This window comes from Alishewanella agri BL06, from assembly GCF_000272005.1.
Classification (GTDB): Bacteria; Pseudomonadota; Gammaproteobacteria; order Enterobacterales; family Alteromonadaceae; genus Alishewanella; species Alishewanella agri.
In genome coordinates this window covers 1-18085 of the sequence record NZ_AKKU01000014.1, presented here as the reverse complement: position 1 = coordinate 18085, position 18085 = coordinate 1, and the positions used below count along the sequence as shown (strand labels likewise).

Below are 18085 nucleotides of genomic sequence, written 5' to 3'. Positions count from 1 at the left end.
TTTCTACCAAAGACCGAGTTGCTGGCGCGCTTCTCCTGGCCAAAGGTCCAGTACCGGATGCTGCAAGCCGGGCACCATTGGCTGTAAATCAGCGACAAACTGGCGGCATAAGGCCGGTGCGCCATGGTTATCCGGGGTGTGAAAGTAGCAGTAGGGCGTTTTACCGGCCTGCAGCCAGTCGGCGACTTTGCGTAACCAGGGCTGATAATAATGCTGGTTGATGCTGGCATCATCACAGCCGATAAAGCGGATCACCGGTTGGGCGCTCAGACAGATCGCATGTACCGGTAGCCGGGGCTTTTTTTGCTGTGCATCCAATAGCGCCGGACTGCGGGCCGGCACACTAAACAGAGCCCGGCTATCGAGCACCACCCGTTCGCATTGATACTGCTGTAGTAGGCGGTTTAAGCGAATTTCGTATGCGGCCTTATCGAAGAAGGCTGGATGCCGCACTTCAACGCACAACTGGTAATGCGGGCGCAGGGTGATAAGTTGCTGTTCCAGCCAGGGCAAAGCATGCGGGCCGGTACTGGCCGGCAGTTGTAAATGCAGCATGCCAAGCTTATCCCCCAACACGCTGAGCGTCTTTAACCAGGCCAGGATATCATCTGCTTGTGTCGTCGCACTGTTATGCGAAAAACGTGACGGCAGCTTTAACTGCAGCCGGAAGTCAGCAGGCAAGGTCGCCGCCCAGCGCTCGAGGGTGGCGCTGTCCGGATCGGCGTAAAAGCTGGTATTGCCCTCTACGCTGTTAAACACGGTGGCGTAATGGGCAAGAAAGTCGCTGCTGCTGGTACCTTGCGGATACAGGCTGCCACGCCAGTGTGGATTAGCCCACAGCGGGCAGCCCAGATAGAGCATTTACACTTCCAGATTATCGATCAGCCGGGTGCTACCCAGTTTGGCTGCCGCCAGGATCACTTTTGGCTCATTGGCGTCATTGGCCAGGGCTAAGGTCTGACGATGGCTGATATTCAGATAATCCGGGATAAAACCGGCCGCCTGTAACGCCGCTTTGGCGTTTTGCTCCAGCTCGCGGTAGGGGGCGGCAGCAGCCAGGATCTGTTGTTTTAGTTGCTGCAGGATCTGGTATAACGCCGGTGCCTTGGCACGCTCCTCCGCCGTCAGATAACCGTTACGCGAGCTGAGTGCCAGACCATCCGCGGCGCGCTCAGTCGGCACCCCGATAATCTCAATCGGAAACGACAGGTCCGCCACCATCTGGCGGATAATCGCCAGTTGCTGGTAGTCTTTCTGACCAAAACAGGCGACATCCGGTTGTACCAGATTAAACAGTTTCGCCACCACGGTGCTGACACCGCGGAAATGACCGGCCCGGCTGGCACCACAGTGTAAATCGCCCAGTTTCGGTACTTCGACAAAGCTTTGTACGTCCAGCCCGCGCGGATACATGATGGCCGGCGTGGGCGTAAACAAGGCGGCACAGCCATGTGCAGTCAGGCCTTGCATATCTGCCGCCAGTGTACGCGGATACTTATCCAGATCTTCGTTCTGACCAAATTGCATCGGATTAACAAAGATGCTGGCAATCACCACATCGGCATGTTGGCGGGCGATATCAACCAGCCGGAAATGCCCGGCGTGCAGATTGCCCATGGTTGGCACAAAGCCAATGCGTTTACCGGCTAAGCGCCAGTCGCGGATTTGCGCCCGTAGCGCGGAGATCGATTCCAGGTGCTGCATTATTGAAAACTGTGCTCTTTTGCCGGGAAAATGCCGGCTTTCACTTCACTGACGTAGGTTGTTATGGCGCTACGGATGTCACCGGTTTGCGCCAGATAATTTTTGGAAAACTTCGGAATATAACCACTGCTGATGCCAAGTAAATCATGCATCACCAGTACCTGGCCATCGGTGACGTTGCCGGCACCAATACCGATCACCGGAATAGTCAGCGCCTGGGTAATGCGCTCGGCCAGCGGCTGTGGAATACATTCCATCACCAGCAGTTGCGCACCGGCTTCCTGCAGTGCCAGCGCTTGCCGGACCATGGCATCGGCTTTTTCCGCGGTTTTACCCTGCACTTTAAAGCCACCAAACAAGTGGACGGATTGTGGCGTTAAGCCTAAATGACCACACACCGGCACACCGCGCTCAGTCAGGGCTTTGATGGTGGGCAGTAAAAAGTCACCGCCTTCTAATTTCACCATATTGGCACCGGCCTGCATCAGCGGCGTCGCATTCTGCATCGCCTGCTCCGGCGTGGCATAGCTCATAAAGGGCATATCGGCAATCACAAAGGCATCGGGGGCACCGGCGCGCACCGCGCGGGTGTGATAAGCGATATCGGCGGTGGTAACGGGTAGTGTATCGCTATGGCCCTGCAGTACCATGCCCAGCGAGTCGCCAATTAGCAGCACGTCGACGCCTTGTTCGGCAAAGAGTTTGGCGAAGCTGGCATCATAAGCCGTTAACATGGTGATCTTGTCACCTTGTTGCTTCATTTTTTGCAGTACGGCAGTGGTAATTTTCGGCATTTTGATCTATTCCGACAGTGAGTCCGGATGCGCACCTTCGCACAAAGCGGCGTCAGTCGCAAGGAGGTTGCAGTGGCGTCAGGCCATTTAGTGGCACCTGTTGTAACAGGCTCTGTAACGCTACGCCATCAGGTAAAATTAAATCCGGTGCCAGCTCGGCCAGCGGATACAACACAAACTCCCGCAGCTGCATACCATAGTGTGGCACAGTCAGCTCGGGATGGTCGATTTGTTGCGTACCAAATAACAGGATATCCAGATCCAGGGTGCGGGGGCCCCAACGCTCGGCTTTGCGTTGCCGGCCATGCGCAAGTTCGATCTGCTGTAAGGCGTGTAGTAACGCCAGCGGCGTTAAACGGGTATCCAGCGCCGCGACCGCATTAACATAATCCGGCTGATCCTGTGGCCCCATCGGTTTGGAGCTGTAAAAGCGCGATACCTGCACCAGCCTGGTTTCGGGCAGTTGTCCAAGGGCTGTCACTGCGGCTTGCAGCTGCGCCACTGGTTCAACCAGATTGGCGCCCAGGCCAATATAACAACGTTCAGCTGGCAGCATTATCAGTATTGTCAGTTGGCGCTTTACGTTTGGTACGCCGGCGTTTTGGCCGCTCGACACCGGCTTTGCCGAGTTGATTAATCAGCTGCAGCTTGCCGGCTTCATCGGTAAATTGAAAACTCTGCCACCAGTTTGCCAGTGCAGTCAGTTCACCGCCCTCGGCTGCGGCTCTTAGTTGCAAAAAGTCAAAAGCGCCGCGGAATTTATTTTGTTCCATCAGCTTAAAGGCGCGACGACCAGCGCGTTTGGGCAGCCGGCTTTGTAAGATCCAGATATCGCGCATTGCCAGACTAAAGCGTTTCGGAATGGCAATACTACGCTGCACGTCATCCAGCACTTCGGTCATCGCGATGCTGAGGGCGTCATTTTCATTCAGGCCACTCTCAATCAGCAGTGTCTGGGCCCGCACTTCTACCGGGTACCAAAGCATGGCGGCAAACACAAAGGCCGGCGTCACCGGTTTGTCCTGCGCGACCCGCTGATCGGTATCTTGCAAAGCACGGGTGACCAGTTGAAAGGCTTTACCTTCCGGTTCCTGCTTTAACAGTTTTTCCAGCTGCGGCAGTAATACCTTAAAGACTTTCAGCTCACGCATCAGCATAAAGTTATCGAAGCCTTTGCCGGCCAGCCACATCTTAACCAGTTCATCAAACAGCCGTGGCGCCGGGATATTCTTTAGCAATACCGCCAGCTCAGGGATATCGCGCGCCGTATCCGGTGCGATTTGCATATTTAATTTAGTGGCAAAGCGGATGGCGCGCAGCATCCGCACCGGATCTTCACGATAGCGGGTTTCCGGATCGCCAATCAGTTCAATGCGCCGCTCGGCGATGCTTTGCATGCCGTTGGCAAAATCATAGATAGCAAAGTCTTTAATCGAGTAGTACAGCGCATTGACGCTAAAGTCGCGCCGCTCGGCATCTTCTTCAATGGTACCGTACACATTATCGCGCAGGATCTGACCGTGATCGCTGAGGCTGGCGATCTTGCTGCTATCTTCCTCGTCGTCAGCACCACTGTGATGGCCACGGAAGGTGGCGACTTCAATCACTTCGCGGCCAAAGACCACGTGTGCTAAGCGAAAACGGCGGCCAATCAGCCGGCAGTTGCGGAACACCTGCTTAATTTCTTCCGGCTTGGCATTGGTGACCACATCGAAATCTTTTGGCTGTAAGCCAAGCAATAAATCACGGATACAGCCACCGACCAGATAGGCGTCGTAGCCCGCATCTTTGAGCCGGTACAACACTTTCAACGCATTCGGGCTGATATCTTTGCGCGAAATGGCATGCCGATCACGGCTAATCACCTGCAATGGCGGCAAAACTGAAGAGGGCACCGGGTTGGCGCTGATAGCTTTAGTCGCCGGGGTTTTGGCAGCTTTAGCCGGCTTGCCACTGCTCGGTTGGGTGGCAGTTTTGCTCAGCTTACGGCGGCAAAAATCAAGCACTCGCGAAATAATGATATGTCTCCTAAAAACCGATACGGCACTTTGGCCGAAAAACCGGCGTATCATACCCGAATTGCCGGAAAATGAGAATGTAAGGCCGGCGGCAAATTTATCAGGCAAAGTCAGGGCAGCGCACTTCCAACTGCTGCGGTACCTGACGTAATTGCCAGTTGCCAAGTGCCCAGGCTAACAACTCGCTCACCGGGGCACCGGCAAGCTCTGCCGGCGGCGGATGACCAAGCACCGTTAAGGCCGCAGCCATACTTTGCGTCAGCGGCCAAGCTTGCAGCGGCCTGGCATGGTTTTGTTTACTCAGCTTCTGGCCAGGTGCCGTTACCGCCAGCGGTAAATGGCCATAGTCAGGCGCTGCTGCGCCCAATAACCAAAATAAGTGCTGTTGCCGGCTGGTCATCGTCAGCAAATCGGCGCCACGGATCACTTGCGTAATGCCCTGATCCCAATCATCCACTACCACCACCAACTGGTAGCTAAACAGGCCATCACGACGTTTTACCACATAGTGCTCGGCGGCCAGGGCAGTGTCGATCTGCTGCGGGCCGAAGACCAGATCGGTAAAGCCGGTTGCCGCCGGGCTGCAGAGTCGCCAGGCTAACGGCTCAGCAGACAGTCCGAGCTGCTGACAAGTACCGGGATAAATTCCACCGCCATCGTTAATTTGTTTACGGCTGCACTGACAACCATAGATCAGCCCTTGCTGGCGTAGCTGTTGAAAAATGTACTGGTAACGTTCCAGCCGCTGGCTTTGATACCAAATCTCGCCATCCCACTGCAGACCAAAGCTTTCCAGTGCCGTTAAAATGGCGCTGTCGGCACCGGGCTGGGTGCGCGGGGTATCGATATCTTCGATGCGTACCAGCCAGCGGCCAGCCTGACTTTTTGCCTGCAGATAACTACCCAGGGCAGCAATTAAGGAGCCAAAGTGCAGTGGACCAGAAGGGGAGGGAGCAAAACGGCCGGTATAGCCGGCCGTGTTTTGGGGGGAAGTGCGGGCGTTTGCCAAGGGATAAGACCTTAGCCGCCTAACTGCTTCTCTTTGATTTCGGCCAGGGTTTTACAGTCGATACACTGATCGGCAGTTGGCCGCGCTTCTAAGCGCTTGATACCGATTTCAATGCCGCAGGTATCACAGTAACCGAAATCGTCGTTCTCAATTTTTTGCAGCGTTTTTTCAATCTTTTTCAGCAGTTTACGCTCACGATCCCGTGCGCGCAGTTCTAAGCTGAATTCTTCTTCCTGGGCGGCACGGTCTACCGGATCCGGGAAGTTAGCGGCTTCGTCAGCCATATGGTTCTTGGTACGGTCAACTTCTTCCCGTAACTGTTGGCGCCAGGCATCGAGAATTTTGCGGAAATGCTCCAGCTGCTTCGGGTTCATGTACTCTTCCCCGACCGCCTCCTGATATGGCTCAACACCGGCCAGCGCCAGCAGCCCCAGGGTTTTGTTGTTATTGCCCTCTGGCATGATTCTCTCCTGTACAATACCGCCAAGCAAAAAAGATGGCGGCTATAGATAGCAGAATATTAATGCTATCGCAATCACTATTGAAAAACCGCGGAAGTATACAGACTGAGCAGCCATTCGTCACTTTATTTTCAGCAGCCGCTCTGTGTTACAATGTTTAGCATCAGCCTTGCTAAGAAGCCGACAGCCCCCTATAAACGGAGTAAAAGATGGAATCGACCACTAATCTGTTACATATTTCACTGACTCAGCAGCCAGCCGCTGCTGCCTTTGGTAAAGCCAGCCTGACCCCAAGCAGCCAGGGCTATCAAATTCATGTTAAAGCCGGTGATGAGCTGCGTAGTATTCAAAAAGCTGCCCGGCAGCTGGATAACCTTGGTCTGACCGAAGTGCAGTTAGCGGGTGACTGGTCGCTGGAAGCGCAGTGGGCCTTTTATCAGGGCTTTATTAATGCCAAACGCTTTAGCGGTGTCAATTTTACCGGCGATGCCGCAACCGTTACCCGTCTGCAGCAGCTGGTACGTTGTTACAGCTTTGCCCGTGGCCTGATTAACCAGACGCCGGAGCAATTATCTCCTGAGTTGCTGTGTCAGCATGCGGCAGCCTTTATTCAAGAGGTGGCCGGTGACGGCAAGGTGTCGCAGCAGATCCTGCTCGGTGAACAACTGCAACAGGCGGGCTGGCATGGCATTTATCAGGTTGGTCGTGGCAGCGATCGCGCACCGGCACTGCTGGAGCTGGACTTTAACCCGACCGGCAACCCGGATGCGCCTGTTGCAGCGGCTTTGGTCGGTAAAGGCATTACCTTTGACAGTGGCGGTTATTCGATTAAAGCGACTGAAGGCATGCTGACGATGAAATGTGATATGGGTGGTGCCGCGACAGTCACAGCAGCGCTGGCGCTGGCGATCCTCGGTGGTCTGACGCAGCGGGTCAAACTGATCTTATGCTGCGCCGAAAACCTGATCAGCGGTCATGCTTATAAACTTGGCGATATTATCACCTATAAAAATGGTACCACAGTAGAAATTGTGAATACCGATGCCGAAGGCCGGCTGGTACTGGCGGATGGTCTGCAATTGGCGGGCGACAGTGGTGCCGGGCTGATTATTGATGCTGCAACCCTGACCGGCGCCGCGCAAACGGCGGTGGGCACCGAATATAATGCCTTGTTTGCCTTAGATCAGGTACTGGCACAGCGGGCGCTGGCGTATGCGGCGGAACAACAGGAACTGACCTGGCAGTTACCGCTGGCAAAATGGCATCAGCAGCAATGCCCGTCACCTTATGCCGATACGGCCAACAGCCGGCCGGTCAAAGGTGGCGGTGCCGGTGGCGCCAGCAATGCTGCCGGCTTTTTAAGTCGCTTTGTACCGAATGACGGTCAGGGCTGGTTGCACTTTGATTTAGCTGCCGCCTTTAATGGCAGCGCCAATGCCTATTGGGCGGCCGGTGCCACCGGTCAGGGCATTCGTACTATTGCCGCTACCCTGTTAGCGGAATTGTCAGCCTGAGTGGCGGCGGCTATCGCTTAGTGTGCTGCCGCTGTCTGAGAGAGCTCTAGCTTGTTACCTGTTGTAGAGATCCTGCCTAAGCTGTGCCAGATCCTGGCACAGCAAAACCGCGTGATCCTGTCGGCGCCACCGGGTGCCGGTAAATCGACGTATTTGCCGCTGTATCTGTTACAGCAGCCCCAGTTTGCCGGTAAAAATATCCTGTTGCTGGAGCCGCGCCGCCTGGCGGCACGCAGCATTGCTGCCTATCTGGCACAGCAATTGGGTGAGCCGGTCGGTAAAACGGTGGGCTATCAAATCCGCCAGGACAGTCAATTTAGTGCGGATACCCGGCTATTGATTGTGACTGAGGGCATTTTAACCCGCAAAATTCAGCAAGATCCGCTGTTATCTACGGTGGATTTATTAATATTCGACGAATTTCACGAACGTTCGCTGCATGCCGATCTGGGATTGGCGCTGGCGTTAGAGGTGCAGCAACTGAATGAACAGTTAAAGCTGCTGGTGATGTCGGCGACGCTGGATTGTCAGGCATTGCAGCAGTATTTGCAGGCGCCGTTGCTGCAAAGCGACGGTCGCAGCTACCCGGTTGAGATTCGCTATCAGCCGCCGACGCCGGTGTCGAAAGAGCCGCTGGCACTACAGGCCGCTAAGCTGGCATTGCAGGCTTATCGCCAGCACTGCGGTAATCTGCTGGTATTTTTACCCGGTCAGGCCGAAATTCAGCAGGCCGCCACTTGGTTACAGAGCCAGGGCTTGCCGCCAGAGCTGCAAGTCTGGCCCCTAATCGGTAGCCTCAGCCTGGCGCAGCAACAAGCCGCTATTGCCGCGCCACCGGCCGGCCAGCATAAAATTGTGCTGGCGACTAATCTGGCCGAAACCAGCTTAACCATTGAAGGCATTACCGTGGTGGTAGACAGTGGCCAGGCGCGCCGGGCCAGCTATCAGGCGCGTAATGGCCTGACCAAACTGGAAACCGTTGCCATTAGCCAGGCTGCCGCGGTGCAGCGCGCCGGTCGCGCTGGTCGTTTGGCGCCGGGCATTTGCTACCGGCTGGATACGCCGGAGCAATGGCAACGCCGCCCGGCTTTCGAGCCGCCGGAGATTGAACTGGCGGAATTAACCCAGCTGCGGCTGGAGCTGGCCGTCTGGGGTTGTCAGCCAGAGGCGTTAAACTGGTTAACGGCCCCGGCCAGCGGTAATCTGGCCGCGGCGACGGCCTTATTGCAGCAACTGCAGGTGCTGGATGCCAAAGGGCAGCTCACCCGCTATGGTCGTGAACTGTATCAGTTTGGTACCGACATCCGGCTGGCCAGTATGTTACAGCATGCCAGGCAGCTGGAAAAAAGCACCGCCGGTGCCGGTTGGCTGGCCGCCCTGTTAGCCGCCTTGCTGGAAGAGAGCCGGCCCGCTACGCAGGACCTGTATCAACAACTCGCACTGCTCCAGCAGCGGCGGCCACCTTTTGCCAGCTTATACCCGCAGGCCGAGCAGTTTGCCCGCAAGCTCGGGGTGAGCAAGCTGAATACTTTACCACTGCAATTGCTGCCAACCTTATTGCTACGCGCCTTCCCGGATCGGCTGGCGCAGCGCCGTGGTCAGGGCTATTTACTGGCCAATGGCTGTGGCGCGGTATTGGCGCCGGATGATCCCTTGGCGGGGCAAGCCTTGTTGGTTGTGAGCAGCAGCCGCGACTATCAGCAGCAAAACCGCATTAGTCAGGCGGTGGCGATTACGCTGGACGAAGTACTGGCGGACTGGCCTGAGTTAAGCTGGCAAAGTTACAGTGGTTGGGATGAGCAGAAGCAGGCGTTTTTTAGCGAACAGCAACTGCGCTTCGGGCAATTAGTATTGCAGCGTAAGCCTGCAAAATTACAGCTTGATCGTGAGAGCCGGCAGCAAGCCTGGCTGGACTATCTTCAGCGTAAGGGTTTGCAATTATTGCCGTTTAACGACCATTGCCGGCAACTGCAGCAGCGGCTGGCGCTGGCGCGCACTATGGACAGCAGCTTACCGGATCTGAGCGATACAGCCTTATTAACGACCTTATCCGTCTGGCTGGGCCCCTACCTTGGCGAGCTGAATAAGCTGACGGAGCTACAACAACTGCCGTTATACAATTTACTGTGGCAGCAGCTGAGTTACCGGCAGCAACAGCAACTGAACGAGTGGTTACCGGAACACTGGCAAACCCCGGCTGGCTCCAGAGTCAGTATTGATTACACCCTGCCGGGTGGACCGGGTTTTTCAGTCAGGGTTCAGGAAATGTATGGTCAACTCGTTTCGCCGACGGTGCTGGCCGGGCAACTGGCCCTGACGCTGACGTTGCTGTCACCGGGGCGGCAGCCGCTGCAAATTACCCGCGATCTGGCGAGCTTCTGGCAACAAGCCTGGCCAGAGGTAAAAAAAGAAATGAAAGGGCGTTACCCTAAACACTATTGGCCGGACGATCCGGCGACGGCGCTGCCGACCACCAAAACTAAAAAAGCGATGCAGTTATGAGCCGAAAGCGCAGCAAAAAAGCCGTATCCAGCAGCCGTCCGGGCCGCTGGTGGCGCCTGATCTGGCAAACCAGCCTGAAACTGGCGTTGGCAATGGTACTCGGGCTGGGCATTTATCTGATTTATCTCGACAGTAAGATCACCAGTACCTTCTCCGGCCAGAAATGGCAGATCCCGGCACAAATTTATGGCCGCAGCCTGACCTTATATCCCGGACGCTATCTGACTCAGGCCAATCTGGTTCGCGAACTGGAACAATTGCAGTATCGTCGTGTAGAGCGGGTCAACGGGCCGGGGCAGTTTAGTGTTAAAGGTGGCAGCGTCAGTATCTATCGCCGCGGCTTTACTTACATTGACGGTGAACAACCGGCCGAGCAGTTTAGTGTGGAGTTTAACCGCAGTGGCATTAGCCGTATCGTGCAAGCGAGAGACACGGTCAGTTTTGCACGGTTAGAACCGCAACTGATTGAACATCTGGTGTCACCGGACCAGGAAGATCGTGAACTGGTCCGGCTGGAGCGGGTACCTGAGCTGCTGAAGGAAACCTTATTGCTGGTTGAGGACCGTGACTTTTATCAGCACCGGGGTGTTTCGCCCTTATCGATAGTGCGGGCTTTCTTCGTCAATCTGAGTGCCGGGCGCACGGTGCAAGGCGGATCAACGCTAACTCAGCAGTTGGCGAAGAACATGTATCTGACGCAGGACCGGCATCTGTGGCGTAAAATCAACGAGGCCTTTATTGCGTTGGTATTGGAGTATCGGTTTAGTAAAGATCAGATCCTCGAAGCCTACCTGAATGAAATTTACCTTGGCCAGAATCACAATACCGCGATTCATGGTTTTGGGCTGGGCAGCCGCTTCTATTTTGGCAAGCCACTGGCCGAGCTCAATCCGGAGCAATATGCGCTGTTAATTGGTATTGTCAAAGGGCCTGGATTTTACGATCCGCGGCGCTTTCCCGAGCGGGCGCAGCAGCGGCGGGATCTGGTGCTGCGTTTAATGTTCGAGCAGCATTTACTTGATAAAGCCAGTTATGAACGGGCACTTGCCTCGCCGATCAGGGTGATTGAGCGTGGTCAGTATCTGAATGCGAACTTCCCGGCTTATATGGATGCGGTACGACGTGAACTCAGACAGTTATCGCTGGACAGTCGCTTACTAAATAGTGGCATTAAAGTCTTTACTTATTTGGATCCGTTGGCGCAAACCCAGGCTGAGCGCACGGTCGGTCAACTGGTGACCGATATGAATAAAGAGCTGGAAGCCGCTATGGTGGTAGTTGATTACCAACAGGCTGCAGTACAGGCGTTGGTTGGCGGTAAAACGGCGGGCTATGCCGGGTTTAACCGCGCGCTGGATGCCAGAAGACCGATTGGTAGTTTAATTAAGCCGCCGATTTATCTGGAGGCGTTGGCACAGCGTGGCCGCTATACCCTCGGTACCTTGCTGGATGATAATCCGATTAGCCTGCGCAATAATAATCAGGATTGGCAACCGCAGAATTTTGATAAGACGTTTCGAGGCCCTGTGCCGCTGGTTAGGGCGCTGGCTGACTCCCTAAACGTACCAACGGTGCGGCTTGGCTTGCAACTCGGCATGCCAAAAGTGCAGGAGAGCTTGCGTCGGCTTGGGTTAGAGCGGCGGGTTAATTTATTTCCGTCTGCGCTGTTGGGCGCGGTAGATTTATCACCTTATGAAGTGACTCAGCTTTATCAGACCATCGCCAATAATGGCCTGCATCAACCTTTGGCGACGGTACAGGCGTTAACCGATCAACAAGGTACGGTGTTGTATCAGCGCCAAAGCCCGTTAACACAGCGTTATTCGGCAGAGGACGTCTATTTACTGCAGTATGCAATGATTGAGTCAACCCTGACTGGCACCGCCCAGTCATTGGCCCGTACCTGGCCGCGGCCAACCTTTGCCGGTAAGACCGGGACCTCCAGTGATTACCGCGATAGCTGGTTTGCTGGCTTTGATCAGGAAACCCTGGTCACAGTCTGGCTGGGGCGGGATGATAATAAGACCACAGGTTTAACGGGGGGTACCGGTGCCTTGCGCCTGTTTACGGATTTCTTCCGGCAAAAGGGCAGCCAGAATCTGATCCGCTATATGCCGGAGCAGGTGGAATGGCAGCGTTTTTCGACCAAAAGCGGGTTGCCAGTGCCAGAGTACTGCCCTAATAGCTGGTTGTTACCGGCGCATAAAAACACGGTATTGGGTTTAGCGGATTGCGATTAAGCTGAGAATACCAAAATAAAACGCCAGCATAGCGCTGGCGTTTTGGTATAACCCTATTACTGTTAGCGGTTTATAATGCCGAGAAAGCGTAGTCGGCCGCAGCGATAGTTTCCTTCAAATCCTCTGCGCTGTGTGCCAGCGACAAGAAGCCGGCTTCATAGGCAGAAGGCGCCAGATAGATCCCCTGTTGCAGCATCAGATGGAAGAAGCGTTTAAAGGCGTCAATATCACAGCGGGTGGCTTGCTGATAGTTGCTGACCCGACCCTCGTTGGTGAAGAACAAGCCAAACATGCCGCCAACCTGATTAAAGCTGACCGGTACACCATGTTTAGCCGCAGCCTGAGCTAAGCCTTTAATCAGTTGGGAAGTTTTCTCGGTTAATGCCTCGTACACCCCCGGCTTGCTGATCTCAGTCAGGGCCGCTAAACCCGCCGCCATTGCTATAGGATTACCGGATAAGGTGCCGGCCTGATACACCGGGCCCAACGGCGCCAGATGTTGCATAATCTCTTTTTTACCGCCAAAAGCACCAACCGGCATACCGCCACCGATAATTTTACCCAGTGTCGTCAGATCCGGTGTCACACCGTAATAGGCTTGAGCACCACCCAGCGCCACGCGGAAGCCGGTCATGACTTCATCAAAAATCAGTACGCTGCCGTATTCGTCACAAAGGGTGCGCAGACCCTCTAAAAAGCCTGGCTCAGGCGGAATACAGTTCATATTGCCGGCCACCGGCTCGACGATAATACAGGCGATCTGATTGCCCTGTTCGGCAAATAACTGCTGAATTTGTGGCAGATTATTAAACTCACAGGTCAGGGTATATTTGGCAAAGTCTGCCGGTACGCCCGGTGAATTGGGCACGCCCAGCGTCAGGGCGCCAGAGCCGGCTTTAACCAGTAAGGAGTCAGCATGACCGTGATAACAGCCTTCAAATTTTACGATGGTATCGCGACCGGTATAACCGCGCGCCAGTCGGATTGCGCTCATCGTCGCTTCGGTACCGGAACTGACCATCCGCAGCATTTGCATACTGGGCACCAGTTCAGCCACTTTTTCGGCCATAGTCACTTCTGCCGGACAGGGGGCACCAAAGCTTAAGCCATTGGCTGCCGCACGGATCACGGCTTCGCGGATCGCCGGATGGTTATGGCCCAGTAACATCGGGCCCCAGGAGCCGATATAGTCGATATAGCGTTTGCCATCGACATCAAACAGGTAGGCGCCGTCGGCTTTGGCGACGAAAAAAGGCTCACCGCCAACGCTTTTAAAGGCGCGTACCGGCGAGTTAACCCCACCCGGGATAGTGCGCTGCGCGCGTTGAAATAATTCAGATGATAAAGACATAATAATTCCTATAACCGCTTATTTATTGGTGTACCAGGGCACAGCGCACTCGTAGTCCTGTACCAGATCCTGTACGCCTAAGGTCAGCGCAAACAGCGCCATCCGTACCAGAATACCGTTATCTGCCTGGCGGAAGATGGCCAGATTCGGATTCAGGTTTAAATCATTATCCAACTCGTTTGCTTCCTGCCGCGAGTCGCGCGGCAGCGGGTGCATAATCACGGTATTGGATTTACAGTGTCGGGTGTAAATTTCCTGGTTCAGCCGGAACTTGCCGCGGTACTGATTGGCCTCGGCTTTTGACGGGAAGCGCTCTTCCTGGATCCTAGTCTGATAGACGATATCGGCATTCAGATTGCCTTCCAGTTTGTCGCTAATGGTTAAGCGGTGACCGGCATTATCCAGGGCACTGACCACTTCATCCGGCATCGCCAGCTCCTGTGGCGAAATCAGGGTGATCTGCAGGTTTTTGTATAGCGCTAGCAATTTAGATAACGAATGCACGGTGCGACCAAACTTCAGATCGCCGACCATCGCAATATGCATACCATCAATACTTTGGCCACTGGCCTGCAGTTCGCGTTCAATGGTAAACAGATCCAGCAGGGCTTGTGTGGGGTGCTCATTGGCGCCATCGCCACCGTTTAAGACCGGTACCCGGCTACCCTCAGCAAATTCTGCGACAGAGCCGGCTTGTGGATGGCGCATCGCTATCACATCGCTGTAACTGCTGATCACCCGCGCGGTATCGTACAAGGATTCGCCTTTGGATAAGGCAGAGGATTCCATACCGGTGGTTTCGCGCACTTCGCCACCTAACAGGTTAAAGGCACAACCAAAGCTGACCCGGGTACGGGTGCTGGGTTCGAAAAATAAATTACCAAGGATGGCACCATCCAGAACTCGGGTGCGCTTTTTCCGGCTGGCATAGGGTGCCATTTTGCGGGCGATATCAAAAATATACTGGATATTGTCACGGTCGAACTGTTTGACCGACAGAATATGCTGACCTTTAAAGCTCATCGGGATGCTCACTTGTCGTAGGGCTGGGCAAAACGGCTGCCTGATTATACGGCAAAGCCGCGGCCGGCTAAAGCGGCTTCAGTATCGCCAGTAAAATTATCGCCAGTAGCAGCAGTACCGGCAGTTCATTAAAGATGCGATAAAAACGCGCCGAACGCCGGTTGCGGCCATGTTTAAAATCGGCCAACAGCTTAAAGCAGTAGCCATGATAGCCATACAATACGATAACGAGCAGCAGCTTATAGTGCAGCCAGCTGCTTACCGCAAACCAGGCCCGGCCATAGCTGAAGATCAACAGCAAGCCAAATAGCAGCGTCAGGATGGCAAAGGGCGTAACAAAATACAGTAAGCGCCGTTCCATCACTTTAAAGGTGGCGTCGCAGTCCGGGCTTTGGGTTTCGGCATGATAGACAAACAGCCGCGGTAAATAAAAAATACCGGCAAACCAGGCCACCATAAAAAACACATGCAGGGCTTTGTAAATCAGGATTAGCGTCATATTAAATTATTCTGTTTAATCAGCAGGGCACGCAACTGGTCCCAGCGGATAATGCCAATAGGTTCGGTCGGATCTTGCTGGTAAATATACACCAGCCCTTCACGGCGATCTTCCAGTTCATGCAACACTTCAGCCATGGTTGCCTGATGTGACAAGCCTTTTACTGCAGCATACTGAATACTGCTGTCGCCACTGAGTGATAAGCTGACATCGTATTGGGCAGTATAAAACTGCACGCTGTCACCTTCATGGCGCTTGATCAGTAACTGTTGCGGTGGTTGTAGCTGCGCCAATACCTGGCGCACGCTGTGTTCATCCGGATCGGCCAGCAGCTGATAATCCTGATTTAGCACCGCCAGTACCCCGACTTTTTGTAGCACATCATCCGCCGGCGACAGTTTGTAGGGCAGTTGCATAAAATCGAGCTGGGTCATAAAGATGGATTTATTATTAAAAAACTGCACTGTGGTGACATAGGCCGTAACAATCACCAACATGGCCGGTAACACGATTTGCTGGTTCGCCGCCAGCTCCATTACTGCTACCAGCGCGGCTAAAGGCGCATGCAGGGTGGCTGCCATCAGGCCAGCCATACCCAGCACTGCATAGGTGCCTGAGTTACTGGTATTATCAACCAGCACCGCCGGTACAATCGCCAGGATGGTACCCAATACCACACCCATACCAAAGATCGGACCAATAATGCCGCCGGGAACACCCAGACCGATGGCGAACAGCGTCAGAATCATTTTGCCGGCTAACAACAACAGCAACAAGTGCACTGCCGTAGGGCTATTAATCGCAAACTGGATGGCGCCGGTTTCTGCGCCCATCGCATGAGGAATCAGATAACCCACCGCAGCGGTAACTAAAGCTGCCAGTGCCAGCCGTAACAGCAGTGGCCATTTTTTAAACAGCTCAAGCATGCGCATTAAATTACGGTTAAACAGCCAAGCAAAGGCGCCAATCACCACACCACAAAGCACCAGATAAGGAAAATGCCAGACACTAAGGCTGATAATATCCAGTGCGGCCAGCTCCTTATCGTGCCCAAAGACCAGTTGGGTCGCCATAGCGCCGACGACGGAGGCCAGCATCACCGGAATAAAGACATGAATACGGTATTCACGCAGTACCACTTCCATCACAAAGATCATCGCCGCCAGCGGGGTATTAAAAGACGCCGCTATCGCGGCAGCAATACCGCAACCGGCCAGAATACGTACACTGTTGTAGGGTAACTGCAGATAGCGGCCCACGGTGCTGGCACCATAGGCGCCAAGATGTACCGACGGACCCTCACGGCCAACCGAGAAGCCGCTGGCCAGTGCCAGAATGCCGCCAAAAAACTGATTTAGGGTATTGCGAAACGGCATAATGCCGTAAGCCGTTTTGATACGGTGAATGACGAAAGGAATGCCCAGCCGGTAATGCTTATAGCCGGTCGCCAGCGCGATTAAGCCGATTAGGGCCGCGCCGCCTAATGGTAATAACCAACGGTATTCAGCACTAATGCTGCTAAAGTCATCGCTGTGCTGCAAAAAGAAGCCCTGTAGGCCGATAATCGCCAGCCGGAATAAAATAATCAGCAGTGCCGCAATCAGCCCGCCCAGCATTCCCAGCAGACAGAGTTGTAACGAAGTTTGAGGAATCGCCAGCCGCCGTTGTAAGGCAGGTAGGTGATCTTGCCAGCGCCGCATAACAGAGATTCAGTTTTTGTTATTTATGTCAGAAGTTTAACACAAAATCTAAGCAGAAAACGTCAACACACCCTAAATGAGTTGTCGCGATAGCTAACCGGTCACGATTTGCAGGTCGCGCTTGCGGCGTAGAAGCGTGCAGCAGTGACGCCCCAGAATACTTGAATAAATTAGTCAGGTATTAGATAATCAGCGCTGTTGTAACCTCGGTTGGAGTCATCATGTCTGAAATGCAAATCCCGTTAGAATTCACCGATGCCGCCGCCCGCAAGGTCGCTGCCCTGGTCAGTGAAGAAGAAAATCCGAATCTGAAATTACGGGTTTATATTACCGGTGGTGGTTGTTCCGGTTTTCAGTATGGCTTTACCTTTGATGAAAAAGTCAACGAGGGCGATCTGCTGATTGAGAAGCAGGGCGTAGCCATGGTCGTCGATCCTATGAGCCTGCAGTATCTGATGGGCGGTATTGTCGATTATACCGATGGCTTGCAGGGCAGCCGCTTTATCGTGCAAAACCCAAATGCGACAACCACTTGTGGTTGTGGCTCTTCGTTCTCAGTTTAATGTTTTTGCTGACCAGCCCTGTCAGGGGTTGGTCAGGAACAACAGCAGCCATAAAATCAGCGCCAAAATCAGATTAAAGGCCGCGATATAGATAAAGCCTTTCTTGCCCTGCTGTAGTGGAATGCGGTAGTGCCGCAAAAACAGATACCAGCCCAGACACATCAGTATCGGCAGTAAAAATAGCAATCGTACCATTTCGTCTCCTTCAATCTTGCCGCCGCCAGCACCCAGAGCGTGTTGATGTTTTTTGTCGCACTAAGCTGTACGCTCGTCGCAAGCTATGATATTAATTAAGACACCACTATTTTTGCGGCCGGCATAGTTCGGTCTGGAGTCAGGTGCAGGACGCAGCGGGAACATAATTAAAACAAAGCGTAACACGCTGGGAGAAGAAAAAAAATGAAAGGTACAAAAAGCGTAATTTCGGATGAAAATAAAAAGTTGTGCGCCTGGTTGAAGCAACAGCGCCAACTAAAAAAGCACACCATGCGCAGCTTATCTGAATTATTGGGAACCCCACATTCTTTTATCGGTAAGGTAGAGAATCAGGAACGTCGGCTCGATGTGGTCGAGTTTGTGCGTTACTGCCAGGCGCTGGAAGTCGATCCGGCGGAAGGACTCAGGCAGGTAACCAGTAATTAAGTTAACACAATCAGGCCGCAGTAATGCGGCCTGATTGCTTTAGAGTAAACTTTAGGGCGTGTTGA

At 53.9% G+C, this 18085-nt stretch carries 17 protein-coding genes; 5 read left to right on the top strand and 12 right to left on the bottom strand.

Annotation, left to right across the window (positions count from 1 at the left end):
* Positions 1-3: 3 nt before the first annotated feature.
* The 7 genes from AGRI_RS07895 to dksA form a co-directional block, all read right to left on the bottom strand.
* Positions 4-861 (bottom strand): DUF72 domain-containing protein, encoded by an 858-nt coding sequence (locus AGRI_RS07895; protein ID WP_008984433.1) that lies wholly within the window; start codon positions 859-861, stop codon positions 4-6.
* Complete coding sequence (gene panC, locus AGRI_RS07890; RefSeq protein ID WP_008984432.1) at positions 862-1704, bottom strand: pantoate--beta-alanine ligase; 843 nt, start codon at positions 1702-1704, stop codon at positions 862-864.
* Positions 1704-2498, bottom strand: a complete 795-nt coding sequence (gene panB, locus AGRI_RS07885) for a 3-methyl-2-oxobutanoate hydroxymethyltransferase (protein WP_008984431.1) — start codon at positions 2496-2498, stop codon at positions 1704-1706. Before panB ends, panC begins: the two co-directional genes overlap by 1 nt.
* Positions 2499-2550: 52 nt before the next feature.
* Positions 2551-3054 (bottom strand): 2-amino-4-hydroxy-6-hydroxymethyldihydropteridine diphosphokinase, encoded by a 504-nt coding sequence (gene folK, locus AGRI_RS07880; protein ID WP_008984430.1) that lies wholly within the window; start codon positions 3052-3054, stop codon positions 2551-2553.
* Positions 3041-4504 carry a polynucleotide adenylyltransferase PcnB gene (gene pcnB / locus AGRI_RS07875; protein ID WP_008984429.1) on the bottom strand — a complete coding sequence of 488 codons (1464 nt, stop codon included), beginning with the start codon at positions 4502-4504 and terminating at the stop codon, positions 3041-3043. The genes folK and pcnB overlap by 14 nt, the downstream gene beginning before the upstream one ends.
* Positions 4505-4616: 112 nt before the next feature.
* Positions 4617-5525 carry a tRNA glutamyl-Q(34) synthetase GluQRS gene (gene gluQRS / locus AGRI_RS07870; RefSeq protein ID WP_008984428.1) on the bottom strand — a complete coding sequence of 303 codons (909 nt, stop codon included), beginning with the start codon at positions 5523-5525 and terminating at the stop codon, positions 4617-4619.
* Between the two features lie 11 nt (positions 5526-5536).
* Entirely contained in the window at positions 5537-5986 is a 450-nt protein-coding gene (dksA, locus tag AGRI_RS07865) for an RNA polymerase-binding protein DksA (protein WP_008607161.1), read from the bottom strand.
* A 209-nt stretch (positions 5987-6195) separates the two neighbouring features.
* Between dksA and pepB the strand changes: the two genes are divergently transcribed.
* From pepB to mrcB, 3 genes are read left to right on the top strand one after another with little or no spacing between them, the layout of a single operon-like run.
* Positions 6196-7500 carry an aminopeptidase PepB gene (gene pepB / locus AGRI_RS07860; protein ID WP_008984427.1) on the top strand — a complete coding sequence of 435 codons (1305 nt, stop codon included), beginning with the start codon at positions 6196-6198 and terminating at the stop codon, positions 7498-7500.
* A 51-nt stretch (positions 7501-7551) separates the two neighbouring features.
* A complete protein-coding gene (gene hrpB / locus AGRI_RS07855; RefSeq protein ID WP_008984426.1) occupies positions 7552-10002 on the top strand; it encodes an ATP-dependent helicase HrpB in 2451 nt (816 codons plus the stop codon).
* Positions 9999-12242 (top strand): penicillin-binding protein 1B, encoded by a 2244-nt coding sequence (gene mrcB / locus AGRI_RS07850; protein WP_008984425.1) that lies wholly within the window; start codon positions 9999-10001, stop codon positions 12240-12242. Before hrpB ends, mrcB begins: the two co-directional genes overlap by 4 nt.
* A gap of 70 nt (positions 12243-12312) precedes the next feature.
* On the opposite strand, the gene hemL is transcribed toward mrcB, so the two are convergent.
* The 4 genes from hemL to AGRI_RS07830 all read right to left on the bottom strand — a co-directional run bounded on the left by hemL (position 12313) and on the right by AGRI_RS07830 (position 16815).
* The gene (gene hemL, locus AGRI_RS07845) at positions 12313-13593 is read right to left on the bottom strand and encodes a glutamate-1-semialdehyde 2,1-aminomutase (RefSeq protein ID WP_008984424.1); all 1281 of its coding nucleotides are present in this window, start codon (positions 13591-13593) and stop codon (positions 12313-12315) included.
* Between the two features lie 18 nt (positions 13594-13611).
* Positions 13612-14616, bottom strand: coding sequence for an aspartate carbamoyltransferase (locus AGRI_RS07840; RefSeq protein ID WP_008984423.1), 1005 nt, complete (start codon positions 14614-14616; stop codon positions 13612-13614).
* A gap of 67 nt (positions 14617-14683) precedes the next feature.
* A complete protein-coding gene (gene hemJ / locus AGRI_RS07835) occupies positions 14684-15115 on the bottom strand; it encodes a protoporphyrinogen oxidase HemJ (RefSeq protein ID WP_008984422.1) in 432 nt (143 codons plus the stop codon).
* Complete coding sequence (locus tag AGRI_RS07830; RefSeq protein ID WP_008984421.1) at positions 15112-16815, bottom strand: chloride channel protein; 1704 nt, start codon at positions 16813-16815, stop codon at positions 15112-15114. The genes hemJ and AGRI_RS07830 overlap by 4 nt, the downstream gene beginning before the upstream one ends.
* A 221-nt stretch (positions 16816-17036) precedes the next feature.
* Here AGRI_RS07830 and erpA point away from each other — a divergent pair, with 221 nt between their 5' ends.
* Positions 17037-17378: an iron-sulfur cluster insertion protein ErpA gene (erpA, locus tag AGRI_RS07825; RefSeq protein ID WP_008984420.1), complete on the top strand. Its 342-nt coding sequence runs from the start codon at positions 17037-17039 to the stop codon at positions 17376-17378.
* Positions 17379-17399: 21 nt separating this feature from the next.
* Here erpA and AGRI_RS16585 read toward each other — a convergent pair whose 3' ends face one another.
* Entirely contained in the window at positions 17400-17573 is a 174-nt protein-coding gene (locus AGRI_RS16585; RefSeq protein ID WP_008984419.1) for a hypothetical protein, read from the bottom strand.
* Between the two features lie 204 nt (positions 17574-17777).
* Between AGRI_RS16585 and AGRI_RS07820 the strand changes: the two genes are divergently transcribed.
* Positions 17778-18020 (top strand): helix-turn-helix domain-containing protein, encoded by a 243-nt coding sequence (locus AGRI_RS07820; RefSeq protein ID WP_008607175.1) that lies wholly within the window; start codon positions 17778-17780, stop codon positions 18018-18020.
* The last annotated feature ends 65 nt before the right edge of the window (positions 18021-18085 follow it).